The sequence below is a fragment of the Zhongshania aquimaris genome (genome assembly GCF_019312595.1).
GTDB lineage: Bacteria > Pseudomonadota > Gammaproteobacteria > Pseudomonadales > Spongiibacteraceae > Spongiibacter > Spongiibacter aquimaris.
On sequence record NZ_JAHWDQ010000004.1, the window covers coordinates 214,006 to 233,826 of the forward strand.

General features: G+C 44.6%; 19 protein-coding genes and 1 pseudogene. 13 read left to right on the forward strand and 7 right to left on the reverse strand.

The features are described from left to right. The first annotated feature begins 8 nt into the window (after positions 1 to 8). From KXJ70_RS15375 to KXJ70_RS15385, 3 genes are read left to right on the forward strand one after another with little or no spacing between them, the layout of a single operon-like run. Positions 9 to 272 (forward strand): 4Fe-4S dicluster domain-containing protein, encoded by a 264-nt coding sequence (locus KXJ70_RS15375; protein ID WP_219044415.1) that lies wholly within the window; start codon positions 9 to 11, stop codon positions 270 to 272. Further along, positions 269 to 1,630 carry an FAD-dependent oxidoreductase gene (locus KXJ70_RS15380; RefSeq protein ID WP_219044416.1) on the forward strand — a complete coding sequence of 454 codons (1,362 nt, stop codon included), beginning with the start codon at positions 269 to 271 and terminating at the stop codon, positions 1,628 to 1,630. The genes KXJ70_RS15375 and KXJ70_RS15380 overlap by 4 nt, the downstream gene beginning before the upstream one ends. Before the next feature lie 34 nt (positions 1,631 to 1,664). Next, a complete protein-coding gene (locus tag KXJ70_RS15385) occupies positions 1,665 to 2,288 on the forward strand; it encodes a TetR/AcrR family transcriptional regulator (protein WP_219044417.1) in 624 nt (207 codons plus the stop codon). Between the two features lie 75 nt (positions 2,289 to 2,363). Here KXJ70_RS15385 and KXJ70_RS15390 read toward each other — a convergent pair. Beyond that, positions 2,364 to 3,056, reverse strand: a pseudogene (locus KXJ70_RS15390) (IS6 family transposase). Between the two features lie 127 nt (positions 3,057 to 3,183). Beyond that, positions 3,184 to 3,951, reverse strand: a complete 768-nt coding sequence (locus KXJ70_RS15395) for an SDR family NAD(P)-dependent oxidoreductase (RefSeq protein ID WP_219044418.1) — start codon at positions 3,949 to 3,951, stop codon at positions 3,184 to 3,186. Positions 3,952 to 4,569: 618 nt separating this feature from the next. Between KXJ70_RS15395 and KXJ70_RS15400 the strand changes: the two genes are divergently transcribed. The 3 genes from KXJ70_RS15400 to KXJ70_RS15410 are packed head-to-tail and all read left to right on the forward strand — an operon-like array spanning position 4,570 to position 6,862. Continuing rightward, positions 4,570 to 5,523, forward strand: a complete 954-nt coding sequence (locus KXJ70_RS15400) for an SDR family NAD(P)-dependent oxidoreductase (RefSeq protein ID WP_219044419.1) — start codon at positions 4,570 to 4,572, stop codon at positions 5,521 to 5,523. Positions 5,524 to 5,558: 35 nt separating this feature from the next. Further along, on the forward strand, positions 5,559 to 6,527 hold the full coding sequence (locus KXJ70_RS15405; RefSeq protein ID WP_219044420.1) for a Rieske 2Fe-2S domain-containing protein: 969 nt from the start codon (positions 5,559 to 5,561) through the stop codon (positions 6,525 to 6,527). A 5-nt stretch (positions 6,528 to 6,532) separates the two neighbouring features. After that, the gene (locus KXJ70_RS15410; protein WP_219044421.1) at positions 6,533 to 6,862 is read left to right on the forward strand and encodes a 2Fe-2S iron-sulfur cluster-binding protein; all 330 of its coding nucleotides are present in this window, start codon (positions 6,533 to 6,535) and stop codon (positions 6,860 to 6,862) included. 649 nt (positions 6,863 to 7,511) lie between these two features. Here KXJ70_RS15410 and KXJ70_RS15415 read toward each other — a convergent pair. From KXJ70_RS15415 to KXJ70_RS15430, 4 genes are all read right to left on the reverse strand, one after another. Beyond that, positions 7,512 to 8,378 carry an SDR family NAD(P)-dependent oxidoreductase gene (locus KXJ70_RS15415; protein WP_219044422.1) on the reverse strand — a complete coding sequence of 289 codons (867 nt, stop codon included), beginning with the start codon at positions 8,376 to 8,378 and terminating at the stop codon, positions 7,512 to 7,514. 59 nt (positions 8,379 to 8,437) lie between these two features. Next, the gene (locus tag KXJ70_RS15420) at positions 8,438 to 9,217 is read right to left on the reverse strand and encodes an SDR family NAD(P)-dependent oxidoreductase (RefSeq protein ID WP_219044423.1); all 780 of its coding nucleotides are present in this window, start codon (positions 9,215 to 9,217) and stop codon (positions 8,438 to 8,440) included. Positions 9,218 to 9,221: 4 nt separating this feature from the next. Beyond that, on the reverse strand, positions 9,222 to 9,734 hold the full coding sequence (locus tag KXJ70_RS15425; RefSeq protein WP_219044424.1) for a nuclear transport factor 2 family protein: 513 nt from the start codon (positions 9,732 to 9,734) through the stop codon (positions 9,222 to 9,224). A gap of 87 nt (positions 9,735 to 9,821) precedes the next feature. Beyond that, positions 9,822 to 10,652 carry an SDR family NAD(P)-dependent oxidoreductase gene (locus KXJ70_RS15430; RefSeq protein ID WP_219044425.1) on the reverse strand — a complete coding sequence of 277 codons (831 nt, stop codon included), beginning with the start codon at positions 10,650 to 10,652 and terminating at the stop codon, positions 9,822 to 9,824. 299 nt (positions 10,653 to 10,951) lie between these two features. Here KXJ70_RS15430 and KXJ70_RS15435 point away from each other — a divergent pair, with 299 nt between their 5' ends. The 3 genes from KXJ70_RS15435 (at position 10,952) to KXJ70_RS15445 (ending at position 14,037) form a co-directional block, all read left to right on the forward strand. Beyond that, the gene (locus KXJ70_RS15435) at positions 10,952 to 12,184 is read left to right on the forward strand and encodes an MFS transporter (RefSeq protein WP_219044426.1); all 1,233 of its coding nucleotides are present in this window, start codon (positions 10,952 to 10,954) and stop codon (positions 12,182 to 12,184) included. A 60-nt stretch (positions 12,185 to 12,244) separates the two neighbouring features. Then, positions 12,245 to 12,784 (forward strand): nuclear transport factor 2 family protein, encoded by a 540-nt coding sequence (locus tag KXJ70_RS15440; protein ID WP_219044427.1) that lies wholly within the window; start codon positions 12,245 to 12,247, stop codon positions 12,782 to 12,784. Between the two features lie 110 nt (positions 12,785 to 12,894). Beyond that, positions 12,895 to 14,037, forward strand: coding sequence for a helix-turn-helix transcriptional regulator (locus KXJ70_RS15445; RefSeq protein WP_219044428.1), 1,143 nt, complete (start codon positions 12,895 to 12,897; stop codon positions 14,035 to 14,037). A gap of 98 nt (positions 14,038 to 14,135) precedes the next feature. On the opposite strand, the gene KXJ70_RS15450 is transcribed toward KXJ70_RS15445, so the two are convergent. After that, positions 14,136 to 15,278: a helix-turn-helix transcriptional regulator gene (locus tag KXJ70_RS15450; RefSeq protein WP_219044429.1), complete on the reverse strand. Its 1,143-nt coding sequence runs from the start codon at positions 15,276 to 15,278 to the stop codon at positions 14,136 to 14,138. Positions 15,279 to 15,471: 193 nt separating this feature from the next. Here KXJ70_RS15450 and KXJ70_RS15455 point away from each other — a divergent pair, with 193 nt between their 5' ends. The 4 genes from KXJ70_RS15455 (at position 15,472) to KXJ70_RS15470 (ending at position 19,785) form a co-directional block, all read left to right on the forward strand. Beyond that, positions 15,472 to 15,942 (forward strand): nuclear transport factor 2 family protein, encoded by a 471-nt coding sequence (locus tag KXJ70_RS15455; RefSeq protein WP_219044430.1) that lies wholly within the window; start codon positions 15,472 to 15,474, stop codon positions 15,940 to 15,942. Between the two features lie 281 nt (positions 15,943 to 16,223). Beyond that, positions 16,224 to 16,991, forward strand: a complete 768-nt coding sequence (locus KXJ70_RS15460; protein ID WP_219044431.1) for an SDR family NAD(P)-dependent oxidoreductase — start codon at positions 16,224 to 16,226, stop codon at positions 16,989 to 16,991. Between the two features lie 25 nt (positions 16,992 to 17,016). Then, positions 17,017 to 17,517 carry a nuclear transport factor 2 family protein gene (locus KXJ70_RS15465; RefSeq protein WP_219044432.1) on the forward strand — a complete coding sequence of 167 codons (501 nt, stop codon included), beginning with the start codon at positions 17,017 to 17,019 and terminating at the stop codon, positions 17,515 to 17,517. A 51-nt stretch (positions 17,518 to 17,568) separates the two neighbouring features. Then, complete coding sequence (locus tag KXJ70_RS15470) at positions 17,569 to 19,785, forward strand: TonB-dependent receptor (RefSeq protein ID WP_219044433.1); 2,217 nt, start codon at positions 17,569 to 17,571, stop codon at positions 19,783 to 19,785. Positions 19,786 to 19,821 lie beyond the last annotated feature (36 nt).

The window sequence follows — 19,821 nt, forward strand, 5'->3', positions numbered from 1 at the left end:
GATTATCTATGACCTACGTAATTGTTGGGAATTGTATTAACGATACTGCTTGCGTCGATGTATGCCCGGTGGACTGTATTCATCCAGCGCCAAATGAAATCGGATTTAAAACAGCTGACATGCTATTTATCGATCCAAAATTTTGTATCGACTGCAATGCATGCGCAGAAGCTTGCCCCATAGATGCCGTGATGCCGGCGCACAAACTTCCCAAACATTTTCGGCACTATCAAGCAATCAATGCCGAATATTCTATTGCGAGGTTAAAATGAGCACGAGCGAACTTAATGTTGCTATTATAGGCAGCGGTCCCGCCGGTTTATACGCTGCAGTAGAGTTGTTAAGGCGCGAGCGAACCGCAGTAGTCCATATCTATGACAGGTTACTTACTCCAGGCGGACTAGTTCGCTTTGGCGTTTCACCAGACCATTCTCAACGACGACTAATATCCGAAGCATGTGAAAACCTGGCAATCTCATCAGGAAGGTACTTTTTCCACGGCAATCTAGAGGTTGGAAAAGACCTTACACATGAAACCCTGCAACATCACCACCACGCTATTATATATGCATGCGGTGCAGCAGAAAGCCGACAGTTGGGTATAGCTGGCGAGAAATTAAAAGGTAGCCACACCGCGAGCGAGTTCATTAGTTGGTACAACGGTCACACCGATTACTCGGATTGCGATTTTAATCTAAAAACACATAGAGCTGTCGTGATTGGAAATGGCAACGTCGCACTGGATATAGCGCGCATGATATTACTGGGTGAACAACGACTTAAAAGCACTGATATTGCTGATCACGCTTTGAGAAGCATTTCCGATAGTACGATTAAAGAAGTAGTGATACTGGGTCGACGTGGACCAAATCAAGCTGGATTCACACTACCAGAGATACTCGAACTTGATCAGCTAGATGATATTGATATTATTTTCGAAAATGCAGACTTCTCAAGCACATCGCATAAATTAACTTTGACACAATCTATGCGAGCTAATGCCATGCAAAACTACGCAGGAAGAGCGCAAACCGAGCGACCGAAAAAATTGATATTCCGGTTCTTAACATCACCCATTCAAATCAATGGTGTCGATTGCGTAGATTCAATTAGTACAATGAAGAATTATATGATTGACGACGCTATTAGAGATTCGCCTGTCTCACCATCCGCCGGGTACAACATTATTAAGACAGGACTGGTGATACAGGCAGTGGGGTATAAGGGAACGCGGATCCCAGACCTACCGTATGACGAACATAAATGCCTTGTTCCAAACATTGACGGCCGCGTTATTGACGGAAATCATCAAATATTAGAAGGGACCTATGTTGCTGGCTGGCTTAAACGAGGTTCCAATGGCGTTATCGGTAGTAATAAATTCTGCTCTGCAGAAACCATCAACAACTTACTGAAAGACTGGACTGACAATAAATTAAATCACCCACACTCAACTCAAAAGCAACTTATTTCTCATCTCCGTAAGCAAGGTCTTAAACCGACCGACTTGTCAGATTGGAGAAAAATTGATCACTTTGAGAAGCACACTGGTATTACGCAAAAAAGACCACGAGTTAAAATCACATCCAAAGAACGGATGCTAAGTATTGCCAAACAAGATGCCGTATAAAAATACTTCGCCATGTTACGAATTGGTATTAAAATTGGAAAATAAAAGTATAAAAAAATCCTCCCTAACAAAGCGGGAAAGTATTATTGAGTCAGCAGGCACTCTTTTTACACTGCACGGTTATGTCAATGTAAACATGGATCATATCGCGAAAACGGCGGGCGTATCGAAGCAAACTGTATACAGTCACTTCAAAAGTAAACAGAATCTTTTTACGGCTGCTATAGATTGTAAATGTGATGAACTTGAACTCGCACTTGATAAAATAAAGCCCAACTTAAGCTGTCGAGACTATTTAAGTCATGTTTGCTCACATCTTGCGACAATTCTAACAAGCACTGATTCAATTGAAATATTCAGGGTATGTATCACTGAAGCAAAACATTCAGAGGTAGGAGAGCTATTCTGGCACGCTGGCCCCGAAAAAGTTCGCGCTCATTTAAAGAGTTACCTAGATGAACAAAATCAGCTAGGTATTTTAAAAATTGAGAACACTGACTATGCTTGCAGCCAACTAATATCCATGATTAATGGACAAGCTCAATTTCAAGCTTTACTCAACATCCCAAACAGCCAATCAATTAATGACATACAAAATTACGCACAGAGTTGTGCTAATGTTTTTTATGCAGCATATTCTAGCGATATTTCATTTTAGCTTAGCAAGCCGAAAACCAATGATTGTGTCGAAAGAATTGTATTTGTCGTCGAATATCGACTATGAGTTTTCGACTTACGCAACTAAATCGTAAAATTGTTCGGTAGGTATCAATGCACCCGCCAAATTTTTCTTCATTTGACCATTCTTCAACATAGCAACTAACTCAATTCCCGCCAAAGTGCTTTGGGCGCAGTGAAAACTTTAAAACCTCGCAATGATTGTGCTATTCGCTTTACACGTCGATGTTCGGATTGCCGCAACACCTGCTCTACAACATTGTTAAGATATTTGCATTGGCGGATTTTTACTCGTCGATGATTTTCTTGATTGTACCTATTGATTCCAGCTTTACTAGCTCCACTTTTATCTATATTGATCATGCTAGCCTGACCATTACGGCTGATGGATTTGTTAAGAACAACATGCCGCAGCTTTGGTATCACGCTTTGCGGTGAGGAGAAAATCAACCGTATTCCCCTGCTTATCAACCGCGCGATAATAATATTTCCACTCGCCTTTTACCTTGATATATGTTTCGTCAAGTCGCCAGCGGCTGCCTGGTCGCTTCTTCTCTTGATGAAAGGTCTTTTCCTACTTTGATGCATAGCAAACAACCCATCGATTCAATGTACTATGGCCGACTTCAATACCACTCTCAGTCATCATCTCCTCAATGTTACGGTGACTTAGTGAATAAGCACAGCACCATCGGAAGCATTGGAGAATAATAGGTTTAGGAGTATGCCGACCTTTGAAAGTGATCATACATGGGTCATGTGGATAGCTTAGAAATTAGATTCTAGCAAATAAGATGTAGCTTCTGTTTTGTGCGACAGAATCCGAAGAGAAACTTCAATATTCGACGGCTAATATTATAGTTTAAAAATAACCGCTAAAACTGAGACAAAGTGGCACCGCCATCAATCACGATGGTCTGGCCAGTAATATAGCTGGCCTCATTTGACAATAAAAATCTGACGGTCGACGCTATTTCGGAGGGACGCCCCATGCGATGCAAAAAAGTGCTGCCTACCAGCTTTTCCTTTAGCTCAGGAAATCGCTCAAAAGCCTGATCTGACATTGCGGTTTGAATATACCCGGGGGAGACCGCGTTTATCCGTATCGCCTTTTCTCCAAGGGTATGTGCCAATGATTTCGTTAAGGAGATAATCCCCGCTTTCGATACGCTGTAGGCAGGAGTATTACCATTCCCAAAGTCAGTATTAATGGAGGCAATGCCTACTACAGAGGACCCGGCGTTATGGCTAAACTCTTCCATTAGAGCTTTCACAATGAAAGGGTAGGATCGCAGATTAACGGATTGAACTTTGTCCCAGTTCTCTTCAGTTAAGTCACCTAATGATTCCTCAATCGATATCCCTGCGGCATGAACTAAGCCGCCAATAGAACCCAGCGCTCTCTTGGTGGCTTCCACCGCAGAGCCCAGTGCCGCGGTGTCCGTAGTATCCAGCGCAAGAGAAAAAGTAGCGACACCATATTCTTTTTTCAAGTCTTCAGCTGCGCTCCTGGCACCGGACTCATTTAAATCCCAGATAGCAATTGCTCGCCCTGCTTCAGCCAGAGCTTCCGCACAAGCGCGCCCAATACCCTGTGCCGCTCCTGTTACCACGACAGGGGTGAGTGGGGATTGATACAGCATGATGAGGCTTCCTTTTCGGCAATATTATTAGAGTATTAGCACTGGATAATACCCGTATAGTCACCCCAAAAATTCATCTAATCGTATGATTTTTTTTCCTGTTCGGCGGCACGCTATTAATCGTTAACATTAAAAGCCGCAGATATACCGTAGGCTCAATGACCGATATCAAAAAAATGGAGCAGGCTCTTGATGCTTGGCATGAATTCACTTTTTCACAAGAATCGGTGCCTATATCACGGCCGTCAAGTTCAGACCAAAACAGCTATTAGTGACCAGCTGGATGTGAGCGCGGAATAGCATAAGGATACCCAATTGAAAACCTGAACGCAGAGAATTCATCACAGGTAGCCAATATTTAAAACCGGAGTGGCATACACACGTTAACATAACGCCATGTCAAGCACTGGCACACTAGTTCTTAATAAATAACATCTTGCTACGAGCTTCACTTCATTCCTTCAGATGAAGTAACAGTGAATATAGGGTAGTAAGATAATACACAATAATGAACTATTAAGAATGAGCTCTAAAAATATAATGAATGGCGAAACACCCGCTGCTTATATATTTGAGTGATATTAATTTTCATCACTTGGAAATAAAGGGAAAAATCTCATGCAACTGAACAAAGCTAAAACACTACGCTTTGATGGAGAAGTTGTTCTTGTGACTGGTGCAGGTCAAGGGCTCGGTCGCAGTTACGCTGAATTACTCGCCAGCCGCGGTGCTCGCGTAATAGTCAATGATCCCGGAGTAAGTTTTTGCGGAGCTAAAACTGATCAATCACCCGCTGATGATGTAGTTACCAACATCATCTCTGCCGGCGGATTGGCTGTTGCCAATCATGATCGTGTCGATGAATCGCCAGAAAACATTGTAGCGCAAGCACTGGATGCCTATGGTCGCCTGGATATCGTTATCAATAACGCTGGAATAGCCGGTGGCGGGCATTTCCCTGATATTCCGTTATCTGAGTTTAATCAGGTGCTCAATGTCCACATTAACGGCACCTTGGGAGTTCTTCGTGCGGCATGGAAGCCACTAGCATCATCCAATTGTGGCCGGGTGATCAATACGTCATCTGCTTCGATATTCGGATCTGTCGGAACGTCACCTTATGTTGGCTCTAAAGCATTTATTTTTGGGCTGACTCGATCGCTCGCCGAAGAGGCTCGATCTTCCGGTATCAGATTGAACACCATAATGCCTTCTGCCTATACGCGGTTAACGGCTATGCTACCTGACCCTAAAGTTTGTGACTATTTATGCCAACACTATTCACCTGAATCGGTTGCAGCTTTTGTCGTATGGCTTGCCCATAAAGACACCAGTATATCTGGCGAAACATTTGCAATTGGGGGAGGAGTCGCCTCCCGTGTACAAATGGCAATATCAAATAGTATGCAGGTTGACGACAACAGCGTGCCTGAATCATGGGTCGGGCAGGAGTGTGATTTACTTTCAAAGGATGCCGGTAAATTCCCCAAGAATATGTGGGATGTCATCCGCTCGGACGCTGATATTTTCGGTTGCGATTCTGCCACGGCTTTTTCTAACTTAAATCTATAAAAACAGAAACTGTACACTCTTAAAAGGTAAATCAAATGAAACCAAGCCCTATGTCACTTCGCGCCCCCTCCAGGGAATTTCCTAAAGGGTGGTATTGTGTTGCAGACAGCAAGGAGGTCAAAGTTGAAAAACTCTTGCCGGTCTCATGGCTAGGGCGTGACTACGTGGTTTTTCGTGATACCCAAGGCCTTGCCAAAGTAGCCGACGCCTATTGTCCTCACTTAGGAGCACATCTGGCCTCTCATGACGGCTGCATCAAAGAGGGTCGGGTTATCTGCCCTTTCCACCATTGGGGGTTTGATACCTCAACAGGTAAGTGTACAGATATCCCGTATGCCAAAGTGATTCCTCCAGTATCATTGACCTTCTATGAAGTTCGTGAAGTCAATGAGCAAATTGTAATTTGGTATCATCCCGAAGGTCTTGCACCCGACCGCGAACCATATCAAAGCGACCTGCTGAAGGAAAGGGAGTGGGTATTATTTGATAGCCGCTCATGGACAAGCTCTGCGCCATTCTGCGACATTTTGGAAAACCTGTTTGATACCGCCCATATACTAATGCTGCATCATGCCCATGAAACGCCAAAGCTGGGTAACATAGAAGAGTTAGACTATGGATTAAAAGTCGACTACATAATGGATCCGGATAAATCCGATCAACCAATGAAATCCCTCACCTGCCACATATCTGGCATTACGCTACTAGTGCAGCATTATGAGTTTGTGGGAACGGAGGCGCTTTTTGTCTTTTCGTTTACACCTATTGATCACGAATATTTTGTGCAAAGAACTCACCTCTATTTACTTAATAATGTGTCACCTGAAGTGATGGAAAACATAGGCAAGGAATTTGTAGATCGTTTTGTAATGGAAGTCGATCAGGACATGGAGGTGCTTAATTTCAAGAAACATTTGACGAAACCGCGACTATGCGATGGCGATGGTCCAATACTGCGCTTTCGTCGTTATTCAAATCAGTTTCTTGAAAAAGAAGGCGTGTAGCAATAATGAATACAGTAATCATCAATGTCGAAGATCGACACGGACGCATACGCAAGGTAGAAGCCTGCTGCGGAGACAATATGATGGAGGTACTTCGTGATCAAGGCTTTGGAGTTGAGGGGACTTGTGGCGGGGCGGTTTCGTGCGGCTCGTGCCATATATATGTTGATCCCAGCCTGATGACTCAATTAACTCCGCAGATTGACGATGAGGCGGCCATGTTAGACGCAATTCAAACCGAGGTTACAGTAGATCCCACCTCGCGACTATCTTGCCAGATAGTCGTTAGCGACTATATGAATGGAATGAGGATCAAGGTTGCACAAGAAATATGACTAGACGTGTCATCCTAGCCTAAACTGAAATAGCCTTAGTTACCTTTTGCGGTAACCATCCTCAGGGGGCGCTATGAAAACGTCGAATTTTACATAAGCCAAGCTCATCAACATATTAGATGAAGGTAATTCTGAGATAAAAATTGAAAAGCTAAGCGGTGTGCACCGTATCAGTAACGACACCTAATTACATTGGAAACTCAGCTCCATGGCATCGAAGTATCGGACGCGCGGTACTTGCGAGATCCCGAGAACGATGTACCGACAAAGGGCATCTGTGAAGCACCTCCACAAAAACACCTTACATAATTTCTACCATACATGCTTCCGCAACAAACTCTAGGCGGATACCATCCTGATCAAGAAAAATCATGACGAGTAGATCGAGTATCACCACAATGAGGGAACTCATCAGGGAAAGGTGCTGCGGATACCGCACCAATGGCAACGTTACTTGATGACAAAACGATTGGGGCAGAGATGAATTTAGCTCAGATCTAAACTGGCAGACACCGGTAAAAAACGGGTAACTGTCAGATCAAGTCTGAGCTACTACAGGTAACTGTCAGTTCAAGTCTGAGCTACTGCATCGGAGCTACTACAAATTAACAGCAACCCGAATTTTCCACTCGCGCATCCGCAACGAAATCTAGGTAACCATCACATCCGATGGCTGTGCTGGGCTGCCCATCATTGGAGCGTAAGACGTGGGTATTTTTCCATCTACATCCAACACATTTAACTCTTCACCCAACTCTGCAGTCACATAGGTTTTGCCGGTTTTTTCCATAATTTGTCCGGCTTTTAACAATGCGATAATAATACGACCGGGATATTCTGGGCTTTCTATGCCAGGTTTCAGGTACTCGTACGTTGCTGGATCCTTATCCATAGCAGTAGTCGTACGCTCAGTTTTCACTATCCCCAGCCATAGCGAAACGCAAGCTACGTTATATTCCTTTAAATCCTTCGCCATATCATGCGCCATCTTATCCACACCGGCTTTACTAACGCCATAAACGGGGGTGTGGATATAACAGCGTGAACCGAAGGAAGAGATGTTCACAATCAAGCCGCTCTTGGCCTTCACCATCATCTTTGCCGCGAAGACAGAAGATATATAATGTGCTCGCAGCCCGACATCAATCATATCGTCCCAATAACTCGTTTTCTTTTCCCAAAATGGTGCATATTCCATAAGGTCATCTGGCACGACGAAGACATTATTTACCAAAATATCTAACTTTCCATGGTCAGTTTCAATTTTGTCAAAAACTGCCTGAACCTGCTCGTCACTGCGATGATCACAGGCCATCGCAACACCTTTTCCGCCACGAGCATTGATCTCTTCTACTGTTTTAAAAATAGTGCCAGGTAAACTACTCTGACCATCCGACACACTGCGACCAGTGATATAGATAGTGGCACCAGCATCTGCCAGGGCTAACGCAATTCCCTTTCCGACACCACGGCTAGCGCCCGTTACTAAGGCCACAGTATTCTTATCGACGATCATTATGTATCAACTCCAGAATTCTTTTTTATAAAACAGTAGAAGCATCTATTAGCTAGACACTAAATACCGAAACCGCCATCAACAGGTATTAACTGACCGGTGGTATATGAGGCTAGACTGGAGCCCAGGAACAGCGCCATATTTGCCACTTCTTCGGGCTTGCCAAAGCGATTCATCGGCAGCATTTTTAATACCTCCGATTTCCACGCGTCATTAAAGACACCATCTTTCTCTAAACGTAGGAAAATACCGGTTTCGATGACACCAATAGCAATACTGTTTGCTCTAACGTTGTACTTCCCTTCTTCCTTAGCAATACCCTTAATCAACTCCTCAATAGCTGCCTTGGGCGCTACGGAAAGGATGTCTAGTTCAGCAAAGCGTTGAAGCGCCGCGGAGCTTATATGCACATAGCTACCACCACCGCCTTTTTTCAAATAAGGAAGCGTTGTATAAACTATATTAAACACACCCTCAACATCTGCTCGAAGCACTCGCTGCCACTGATCAGGTGACACATCCCGCACATTGATTTGAGGAATATCAAAACCTGTCGCAATGAAAACCGAATGGATTCTTCCATATTGCTCGGCGAGATCAGCTACCAATTTCTGCATACCTGACAGGTCATCCATAGACAACTTGGCAATACCGATACTTCCGCCACTAGCGCGAATTTCTTCCGCCATTTCAGTTGCGCGACTAACATTAGAATTGTAAGTCGAAACAACGTTAACCCCCTTACTGGCAAGCTCGGAACAGATAGCACTGCCCACCCCACCACTACCACCAAAAACCAGCGCAACACCTTCAGGGTACAAACCATCTACAACATTCATAATATTACTCCGTAATCAAGCCAGGGTTCGCTCCCATTTGAAGAAGCTCCACTTTATTATCGTCCGAAACCTGCATTAGCAGATTTGATTGAATCGTGTATTTTGTTCTACTCATCTTCCATTCACCGCTATCAAGCTTGATGTATTTATCATCGTAATAGCCGTGCATCATCTGGATCATTTTCTTCTCAGTTTCCAGCAGCTGGAACCTCATACGCCAGCGCCCCTCTGCGGTATTTGGCCCGGTAATAGTAATATCGGGAGCCATACCGTGATGCATATCGATATGTGATGGATTACACGCAAGATCCTCGAATACACCGATGAATTCATCCATATTCGTATACGTACCGATAAACCCGAAATCAATCTCAAAGTCGGACTCGTTATAACAATTCCGCATTCCGTCGGTATCTCGTACATCGCAGGCAAACCACCAGCGAGCTTTTAGTTTTTTAATGTCTTCCATGTCTTCTATACATTGAATTCTTTCTTCAAGACTCTTATTAGCAGCCATTTTCTATCTCCAGTAATTAGCTTGGATGGGCGTTATTATCGATGGTTTTTCACTTATCGTAATAATAGCAAATACGTTTCAAGGCACTCATTTAACGCCGAATAATGAGAGTGATGAGTCAGGTGTTATCTCCTGCATTAAGGCGGAAATACGGCGATTAAGTTCTGGTTTAAACTCTGGGTGCGGAAATATCCAATAGCGACGCTCAGATATAGCACCGAATACAATTTTTGCCAGGCTTTGTGGCTCCATACCAAACTCATTCAAATTAGACTGGATTTGCCTGGCAAGTAAGCTGCCCTCTTCACCTACGCCGCTATTGTCCAGGGAGCTCGACACAATATTACTCTGAACAGTGCCAGGGCAAAGGACAGAGAATCCGATTCCATCATCAAATTCATGCTCATAGTGAATGGCTTCAGTTAGCGCAACGACTGCAGCTTTTGTTGCTGCATAAGAGCTCATCTGCTTCCAGCTTAGCAGCCCACCAAGCGAGGATGTATTCACAACATGTGCATAGTTGCGACTTTCTAGCATCTGGGGAAGGAAGGCATGAAGGCAATGCATTGCCCCCAAGAGATTAACGCCAACTACTTTTGAATAATTCGCCGGGGTGACTTCTGTAAAATTCCCGGTAATCATGATCCCGGCATTATTAAACAGGAAATCACAGCAGCCGAATTTACTGCTGGTTTTACTAGCCAACAATTCAAGATCAGCTAAATTGGTAACATCAACTTCCTGGAAAATTACTTGACTATCACTCAGATCAAGATCTGCTTTCAATCTACTCAACGCGGCGCCATCGACATCAGCCAGCACCAAGTTCATATCGCGAGAAGCCGCCTCCAGGGCGATCCCCCTTCCGATCCCGCTTGCTGCACCAGTAATAACGGCCGTTGTACCTTGGAAAATCATCGCGATCCAATCTTTATGGTTATCAATTTTGACCTATACTGGCGACAAATCTTCTGGTTTTCTTCATCTAATTAGGTGATTCACCCGTATCCAAGCAGTCTTATAATTAGGGTCAATACAGGTATCAAAGTAAGAAAAATACAACTCGCCAAGACGATTTACAATAATCTCAGAGAGCGTTTTAGTAAATTGAGCTGGCATCACCACATCGCCACCGACATAAAAATAATCATTAAACGTAAGATCAATCAGAACAATTACTCGAATGATGTAAGCAATATCATCGTGAGGCAACATAGATGACCAGTGTTTTGAAGAATAACGACTGCCAGCCAAAGCTCAACTACCTTTTAGCCTTAGTTTGCATGCTAGGCCCTGCCTTAGTTGCCCTAGTACCCATGGCGGTTGCACCAGCCTTACCAGCGATGGCTTTATACTTTCAAGACGTTGACAGCAGCGACCTATTTGCCCAAATGGTGATGACCACCCCCGCAATAATGATTATTGTCTTCGCTCCCATATCGGGAATACTTAGCGAACGATATGGAGTACGACTAAACTTACTTACTGGACTATTTCTGTATATTGTATTCGGATTCAGCGGATACTTTATTTCTGACGCCACATTACTGATCATTAGTAGATTGTTACTCGGCTTAGCTGGCGGCGCAGTTTTGACAAATTCGCTAATTCTAATCGGAAGCTCATTTTCCGGCCATCATCGAGAACTACTGCTCGGCTTAGCCACCTCGTTGGCATCTATATTTGCAGCGCTTGCTCTGATTTTCGGCGGAAACATGGTGGATACCCTCGGATGGCGATCATCTTTCATGCTTTATCTCATAGCTGCGCCAGTAATGATCATTGCTTGGTTTTGCGTAAAAAGCACACCACCAATAGCTAAAGCTAAAACTGCGAAAAAGTCGAATGCCAACTCGTATAGCCACAAGGCACTAATACCACTATGGCCGTTCTATGCCGTACTTATTCTATTCACGATTGGAATGTTCTCGCCATCTATCCAAGGCCCCTTTTCGCTAGAAATGAAAGGCATACATAGCGCATCGGAAAAGGGGCTAATCCTTAGCCTAACCTCAATATGCGCAGTGTTCTCCTCTGCGCTGTTCGGCTATTTCAGACGTTACTTTAGTTCATATACAATCTTGCTAATTGACTTATTCACCATGGCAAGCGGCTTCATCCTGCTGTCAATAGCCACCGACACATATTCACTCGGTTTAGCTTGCGCGATTATCGGAATTGGCGCCGGCTTGTCCGAGCCGTCAATCGCATCAATCCTCCTCGATAGAACGAAGATTCACATCCATGGATTAGCTATGGGCCTGGTCGTTAGTGCACTCAATGCCGGGCAGTTCATAAACCCGCTAATCATGAACTTCTTCAAGAGTATGTCTAATATTGACTCAGCATTCATGATGCTAGGGTTGATATTCTCACTAGTCCTATTCATCGCCTATATACGACGCCCCACCCCAAATAATAGGCCTGATCCATTAAGTAAACTGGCGTGAAATTCAAGCCCATCAAGAGACCCTTATCAGTAACGTTGTAGTTCGAAACCGGAGATTATAATGAGCTATTCTAGAGAAGAAGTTTTAGCGGCCGCCGAGGGCCTACGTGAAGCTTTTGTGGAAGCAGAAGCAAGAAACACATGGTCATGGATTGCAGATAAATTCTATCATGCCGATGCAACCTACTACTGCCCGTATGGCGGTGCGTCACCCGTTTTTGCTAAAAACATGGAAGAAATCCGTGCCACACATTACGGCAGAGATATGGATGTAGGCTCAGGCTGGACTGGCTGGAGCTTTCCTATTACGCATATTTTTGTTGAAGGCGACCAGATTACAACCCGGTGGGTAAATCGTGGCCCAGGAAAGCGTCCCGACGGCAGTTTTTACGAAACTGAAGGTGTTAGTTTCATAAAGTACGGCGGAGACGGCAAATTTTCATCTCAGTACGACCTCTTTGATATTGGTCACCAAATGAAGCTTTGCGATGAGCTTAAAGAAGTCGGCCTTCTAGATCCGCGTCTGGAAGAAGAGTGGGTTAAACCAATGAAGAAGCAAATTATCGATTCACTTAAGCAAGGCATCCCGCCTAAGGAATAATAATCTAACCGCGCTTAACGCCGAAAGCCTTAAGCGCGGACGCACAGCTTGACGTGCGAATTTTCTCAATGGTTTATTTACATTACGATAAACTTACCGACGAAAACTAAATGAAAGACATCTCCGTATCTGAATACAGTAAATTGCTAATCGACCTCTATGACGGTCATTACGGCGACGATCCCTACTGTAATTTCTTATCCGGACTACGTGAAATTCTTGAACTTAATTTTGCCTCGATTACCTTGCGCGAACCAATTGAGACCAACGGCGGCTTACTATTTATATCATGCGACTCCCTGCAGAAAACCTACGCTGATTCAAGCGACAACCCATACACAGCCAGATACTACACATCAAATTTGATGACCAATTTATCGATGGGAAAAGTGACTACACTTGATGAGTGTGTGACTTGTGATAGCTTCGAGACCTCTGATATATACAAAATGTGCATGGAACCCATAAATATTTACCACATGGCCGGTCTAGATTTAAGAAACTACAATGGCGAAAGGTTTTCAGTTAGAGTCTGTCGACCCAAAAGTAGCGATAACTTCAATCAGGAAGAGAAGGATTTTTTCGAGCTGATTGGCTCGCACATCCAAAGAGCTATATCCAAAGCCATGCAATTGATTCAAATCGAAACTGAAAGAAAGCTATTTGCAAATACCGTAACCGGGCAGTCTATCGGCACTTTCATTCTCGATGAGCAGGGAAAGCTGTTACATAGAAACCAGGCCGCCGAGGAGATGATTTCTGACAGTGACGGACTGGAAATAGAAAACCACCAAATTAAACTGGATGACCCCGATTCAAACAGCAAACTTTACGGCTATATCAATAAAATTATAACTGCCACGAAAGAGGGAAGCATTCCCGAAGTTTACGCGATGCCGACCCAACGTAGCTCGGGAAATACTGATTACGAAATACTCATAAAGCCCTTAGCCATTGACAAGGTAGTAGCATCGACCAAAACCCCGCATATCATTGTATTTATAAGCGCCCCAGAAAAAAGAACGCAACTAGACACCAAAGTACTGATGTCCCTGTTTCCATTTACTGAGAAAGAAGCAGAATTAACCAAGCACCTCATTATAGGAAGCAACCTTACTGAAAGCGCCGAAAAACTGCACATCTCCAAGAACACCGCAAGAACCCACCTGCGATCAATATTCCTAAAAACCGGCGTCACTCAGCAATCCATGCTTGTTAGCCTAATACTTAAAAGCGTGGCCATGCTTAACTAAACACGCCATTCACCCATATGCTAACTATTTCAAACTTCGACCAACGTCTTTAAACCTAAAACCCTGCTACCTATCCACTCTGAATAATTAATACGCCGTTAAAAAATCCGCGCGCTACAACGATTTAATATTGCGACTACATGGGCCTGGTTTCTGACTCCCAGCTTATCGTATATGCCTCTCACATGAGTTTTTACGGTATTGATACTCACCCCTAAAATGTCAGAGATTTCTGTCTGAGTCTTCCCTTCAACTATCAAGGCACTAATTTGCGCCTCACTCGGCGTCATACCGTATATTGTTCGCAAGGTATCTGTGTTTAATGCTACGTGATCATTTTTACTATCATGCAAGTATACGGCTACTGCCTGATTAGAACTCGAACCAACATAACTATCTCTAGTTATAGGTTTTATGACCAAATCCAAAATTGAACCACACGTTATATCCTCAATTTTAAACGCTATACCACTTTGCTTCGCTTCCATACTTTCCGAAGCAACAACCGCTTGGCTTATCGCCTTTTTGAGCTCAGAATTCTTAGCCGGATTGTTCGCCTTGAGCCTCTCATTAGCACTCAAAAGGCCACGATTTGAAGCTAGTATCTTCTTCGCCAATTGGTTCATCGATATTATTTTTCCGTCACCGTCTAACAATATTGAGCCGACAGAAACCTTACTCAAAACACTCCCCGAAAGATCTGACATCTGATTGCTAACCAAAAGGTCTTTCCGAAAATCGATGGCCTTCATTAGGTGCGGAGTAAGGAGACTGAATAAGTTCTTATCTTCTTGAGTATACTCAGACTCGCAACTTGTGCGCTCAGCACTTAGCTTTACTCGAACGCTATCGTCCCAAGACATATCCTGTGACAGGATGTATCTGATATCGATTGGCTTTAAATGTGTTAAATATAACTCACTAGAGAAAAACTGATCCAAATCATAGGTCTCGGCCAAGGTAAGCGGCTCGCTATGAAAGGTATCAAGCATCTCACTCATTGACAGTAGATGGCGAATAGTCGACTGTGACTTTCGATCATATAGCCCTGTGTCACTAGTCAACAAGTAATAATTTTGTTCCGGTTTATAGATATTAAATACCAGGGAAGAATCACGCGACTTCGTCAGCCTTGCCAACTCACAGAGGAATGTGTTCCACGGCATCTCCTCTCGTATACCGGCGTATACAAGATGTACAAGGTTGTCATACTCAGCCAAGGAAATTGAAAGATCGCCCATACTTAATCCTATACATTTAAACCAAGCAATTATAATTTTTATCCAGGCAACGCATTAATGGCTTAAACCAACTACATTCACCTTCTGGCTTTACAAATTTATTAATAATCTCACCCTTTTAGTTGAAGATAATACATCTCCATATTGCGATAGTTACTAATACTCCATACTAAATATTATGAAGGCACACATTATGACCGAACTTAGCCTAGATACTCGGCGCGCGCAACTTAGAGCAATTTTCACTAAGGTTATTACCGCTTACGGCTCACAAGATTTTGAGACCGTTGAGCAATATCTAACAGCAAACACTCGCTTTGAATGGCCTTATCCACCGCTTGAAGACTTTCCCGACCACCTAATTGGTGGAGCGGCGTTTATCGAGGCTTCAAAGGTTGGCATGGCTGAATGCTCGCCTTATAACCATAAAATTGACATGTTTTATGACCAACTAGACCCCAACTGTTTAATAGTTGAATATCACAGCAATTCGGTGCATCTAAAAACTCAACTCCCATACGGCAATCGCTACCTTGGCATCCTTAAGTTTGACGGTGAGAGCATTATTTTCTGGAAGGAGTACGTCAATCCCCTGCCCATTCTTAATGTCTACGGGAAAGATTACACAAACTCCGCCGCGTCTACTGAGCAGAAGCAGAAATAAGACCTTCTTTACCGTAGCCTCAAGTTAAGCAAACTGCTATTGGTTATTTCGGCCAGCAACGCCCCACCAATTAGCAGTCCGTGATCCTCCAAAACGCCCCAATACCTCTATACGCCATTATTACTACTTTTGATCTTACCGTTGACGCGATGAAGATCCTACGCCATTGCGAATACGCAATGTACTCGTTTCGCGGTAAATATACATGATTCATTGATAAATGCTATTTTTGCGTCTAATATCTACGAATAAAAACGAATAATGACAAATGGAGCCATGTAATGCCCCCCCATTTAACCCGCCCCGTGGCGGTCGTAACAGGTGCCGCGAGCGGTATTGGCCGTGCTAGTGCAGAGTTGCTAGCTGACGGCGGGGCCCGTGTTTGCGTCGCGGATATTAATATTGAGAACGCAAAATCTGTTGCCGAGGGTATACGCCAAAAAGGCGGCGAGGCGGTCGCCATGGGGATTGATGTTAGCTTGGAGAGCGACAATAAGGCGCTGGCACGTCGGGTAAGCGCAGAGTTAGGGCCGCCGCAGATCATACATCTCAACGCAGGGATTTTGCGCCAGACCTCCATATTGGACTGCAGTCTGGATGAGTGGGAAAAAGTACTGCGCGTCAATCTCAGCTCAGTATTCCTCGGCCTTAAATACATGATTCCAACGATGCCGAGTAGCGGCGGTTCAGTCATTGTGACGGCTTCGTTTGCTGGACGCGAAGGAAACTCGGGGATGCCATCTTATGTTGCCAGTAAGCATGGAGTCGTTGGGCTGGTAAAGGCAGCGGCGGCAGAATTCGGACCTAGATCAATTCGTGTGAACGCCGTGTGCCCGGGCCCAATCTATACCGACATGATGCAGTCGTCTGGCTCACTTGAGCAGGTCAATTCTTCGGAGCTTGCCCAAACCACAATGCTAAGACGGGTTGGTGAAGCTCACGAGGTTGCACAGCTGGTTTGCTTTCTCGCCAGTGAGGCCTCCTCTTTTATAACCGGTGCAGCGTACCCAATTGATGGTGGTATGCCCCTGATCGGAAAAACTTGGTAACTGTAATTTTTGACGGGGAATGACGATGAGTGACTTAGCATTACGAGTAGAGCGCCTGGAAGCGGAAAGTGCCATAAAATCGCTTAAATATCGATATTTAAACGCCTGTGATGAAAAATGTCCTGACCAAATTTTGGCCTGCTTTCTTCCCGGTAAAATCAATATTGATTTTGGTCATATTGGTCAGTTCAGCAGCCGTGAAGATTTTGTCGATGTGTATAAAGCACTAGCGAACCACGACCACATTGTCGATATGCATCACGCTCAAAATCCTGCGGTAAAGGTATTAGATTCAGATCGCGCTAGCGCAAAAATTCCCTTGCGCTTCCTAAGCATCAACACCAAAGATAAAACACGAGTACAGATTGGCGGCTACTACAGCGATGAATACCGACGAGTCGACGGGCACTGGCTGATCAGCGCATCTCGTTTCACTGTCACCCTGGTTGAGATGCAAGACTTTTCAAGTAATCAAACTGTAGTGACATACGCCGGAAATAAAATGCCACATTTAGCAGCCGACTAAATTTTATTACGCATATAAATATATAAGGCAATATGCCTCAGGAGTAGACCTATGAGAACGTCATATTTTTCAATCATTTGCCGGCCCGCATTAGTTGCAGCTGTATTTCCTGTCATTACTTTCTCAGCCAGTATACCGCACACTGAAGCAGCGACGCTTGAAGAGGTGTTGGTAACCGCAAGAAAGCGTGAAGAAAATTTGCAACAGACACCTATCGCGGTTACTGCTTTAAATGGCGACGCATTAGCTAGAGCGGGCATTAGTAAACTAACCGCCATAGATCGACAGGCGCCCAATTTGACATTCACCGTGGGCACCGGAGGCGGTGGCTCTACGGTAAACGCATTTATTCGCGGAGTGGGTGAAACCGACTTTATTATCACTACCGATCCTACTGTGGGCCTGTATATGGATGGCGTGTATATCGCCCGTACATTTGGTGCAAACATGGAATTAAAAGATGTGGATCGTGTCGAGGTATTGCGCGGCCCACAGGGCACACTGTTTGGCAAAAATAGTATTGGTGGTGCAATCAATGTGGTATCACGCAAGCCTGATGGCAGTTCGGAAGCAGAACTCGAGTTTACCGTCGGGTCGCGCAATCATCATGGCGTATCATTTTATGGCCAAACACCGCTTAGTGATGACGTGTCGGCGAGTTTTTCTTATTTACAAAATAAGGCGGACGGCTGGCAGTCTCGTCCAGGTACAGATGCCGGGAACATAGACCAGGCTACCGCACGCTTTATTATAAATTGGATGCCAAGTGACAACTTCGAGTCAACATTCTCCCTCGACTGGAGTGACCAAGAACAGACGGGATACCCAAACGTCATGCTTTCCTTCCAAGACGGGTCATTCTATGGCGATACCTGGAATGCCCTGAATCCAACTTCTCCGTGCTGTACACCAAACAGTGATATCGACAAATCACAAGCAGAAGGACCGCTGCCCAATGATGATGTTAACGGTTTGGGGCTGAACTGGACAAATACGTGGCAATTGGGCGAAGTAGAACTGAAATCTATTACGGGCTACCGCGAAACTGATGCGCTTTTTGGTCGTGACGGTGACAATAGCCGGCAGAACTACACGGGCGACCTGCATGATCTGGAACATGAACAATTTAGCCAGGAAATACAGCTCACCGGGCAAAACTCGCTCTTTGACTGGGTTGCCGGCGTGTATTACTTTGAGGAGAAGAGCCTAGACTTAACGGATCTGATTATTATTGAGGGTGCCGGATTCTCGACACGTTATGACAATAAGCAGGAATCGACCAGTTACGCGGCCTACGCAAACATTAATTACATGCTAACCGACTCCCTAAATATTTACGGCGGCCTGCGACATACCGTAGAAGAAAAGAATTTTCAGCAACAAATTAGCTCATATGACTTCGGAACGCCTTATGCATTTCCGATTCCCGGTATGCCGGTAGACAGCTGCAGCTACGATATAACTCAAACCGCGTTTGATTGCTCGCAGGAATGGTCAAATACCTCACCAAAACTGGGGCTTAGCTACCAATTCAACGACGACATGATGGCGTATGCGCATGTAAGTCGTGGCTTTCGCAGCGGCGGCTATAACGGACGCGCATTTGGTAGTGCGGCCGACTTACAAGAGTACGAACCTGAAACATTAACCGGCTATGAGGCTGGACTTAAAGCTGAGTTGTTAAATCGTAGCTTGCGTTTGAACGCGGCGATATTCCGCAATGATTACGAAGATATTCAGCTGCTGATTACCCGAGCTGGCTCAGTTGCTACAGAGAACGCGTCTAAAGCCACCATTTCTGGCGTAGAGTTAGAAGCCACCTGGTTGCCATCAGATGCGTGGCAATTTCAAGCTGGCCTGGGCTATCTAAAAGATGATTCCGAGGGATGGATAGATTCAACCGGCGACTTTACCGACACTGAGTTGAAGCAAACCCCTGACTGGACTGTTAATTTTGCGACCGATTACCGTATTGATCTCGGAAGCAATGGCACCATTTTGGCCCGTGCAGATATGAAGTACACTTCTGGCTATTATCTCAATGCGGTCAATACCGAACAGCTTGTTGTCGATGGGCACACTACGTTTAACGCAAGTATTACGTACGAACCACTCAATCAGCAGTGGGAAGTGTCACTACGAGGTATTAATTTGAGCGATAAGAGAGTATTAAATGCGGGCTTTGACGGAAGTGGATTCTTCGGCTTTGTCGAAGGCAGCTACACCAGACCGGCAACTTATTTATTAAGTGCAAAATATCGCTTTTAAATCCGAACAGTATGATGGACAAACTACGAGAGTTTT

Coding starts and splice junctions, on each gene's coding strand:
- KXJ70_RS15375 (WP_219044415.1), top strand. CDS start 9: ATGACCTACGTAATTGTTGGGAATTGTATTAACGATACTGCTTGCGTC.
- KXJ70_RS15380 (WP_219044416.1), top strand. CDS start 269: ATGAGCACGAGCGAACTTAATGTTGCTATTATAGGCAGCGGTCCCGCC.
- KXJ70_RS15395 (WP_219044418.1), bottom strand. CDS start 3,951: ATGCTGTATCAATCCCCACTCACCCCTGTCGTGGTAACAGGAGCGGCA.
- KXJ70_RS15400 (WP_219044419.1), top strand. CDS start 4,570: ATGCAACTGAACAAAGCTAAAACACTACGCTTTGATGGAGAAGTTGTT.
- KXJ70_RS15405 (WP_219044420.1), top strand. CDS start 5,559: ATGAAACCAAGCCCTATGTCACTTCGCGCCCCCTCCAGGGAATTTCCT.
- KXJ70_RS15410 (WP_219044421.1), top strand. CDS start 6,533: ATGAATACAGTAATCATCAATGTCGAAGATCGACACGGACGCATACGC.
- KXJ70_RS15415 (WP_219044422.1), bottom strand. CDS start 8,378: ATGATCGTCGATAAGAATACTGTGGCCTTAGTAACGGGCGCTAGCCGT.
- KXJ70_RS15420 (WP_219044423.1), bottom strand. CDS start 9,217: ATGAATGTTGTAGATGGTTTGTACCCTGAAGGTGTTGCGCTGGTTTTT.
- KXJ70_RS15425 (WP_219044424.1), bottom strand. CDS start 9,734: ATGGCTGCTAATAAGAGTCTTGAAGAAAGAATTCAATGTATAGAAGAC.
- KXJ70_RS15430 (WP_219044425.1), bottom strand. CDS start 10,652: ATGATTTTCCAAGGTACAACGGCCGTTATTACTGGTGCAGCAAGCGGG.
- KXJ70_RS15435 (WP_219044426.1), top strand. CDS start 10,952: ATGACCAGTGTTTTGAAGAATAACGACTGCCAGCCAAAGCTCAACTAC.
- KXJ70_RS15440 (WP_219044427.1), top strand. CDS start 12,245: ATGAGCTATTCTAGAGAAGAAGTTTTAGCGGCCGCCGAGGGCCTACGT.
- KXJ70_RS15445 (WP_219044428.1), top strand. CDS start 12,895: ATGAAAGACATCTCCGTATCTGAATACAGTAAATTGCTAATCGACCTC.
- KXJ70_RS15450 (WP_219044429.1), bottom strand. CDS start 15,278: ATGGGCGATCTTTCAATTTCCTTGGCTGAGTATGACAACCTTGTACAT.
- KXJ70_RS15455 (WP_219044430.1), top strand. CDS start 15,472: ATGACCGAACTTAGCCTAGATACTCGGCGCGCGCAACTTAGAGCAATT.
- KXJ70_RS15460 (WP_219044431.1), top strand. CDS start 16,224: ATGCCCCCCCATTTAACCCGCCCCGTGGCGGTCGTAACAGGTGCCGCG.
- KXJ70_RS15465 (WP_219044432.1), top strand. CDS start 17,017: ATGAGTGACTTAGCATTACGAGTAGAGCGCCTGGAAGCGGAAAGTGCC.
- KXJ70_RS15470 (WP_219044433.1), top strand. CDS start 17,569: ATGAGAACGTCATATTTTTCAATCATTTGCCGGCCCGCATTAGTTGCA.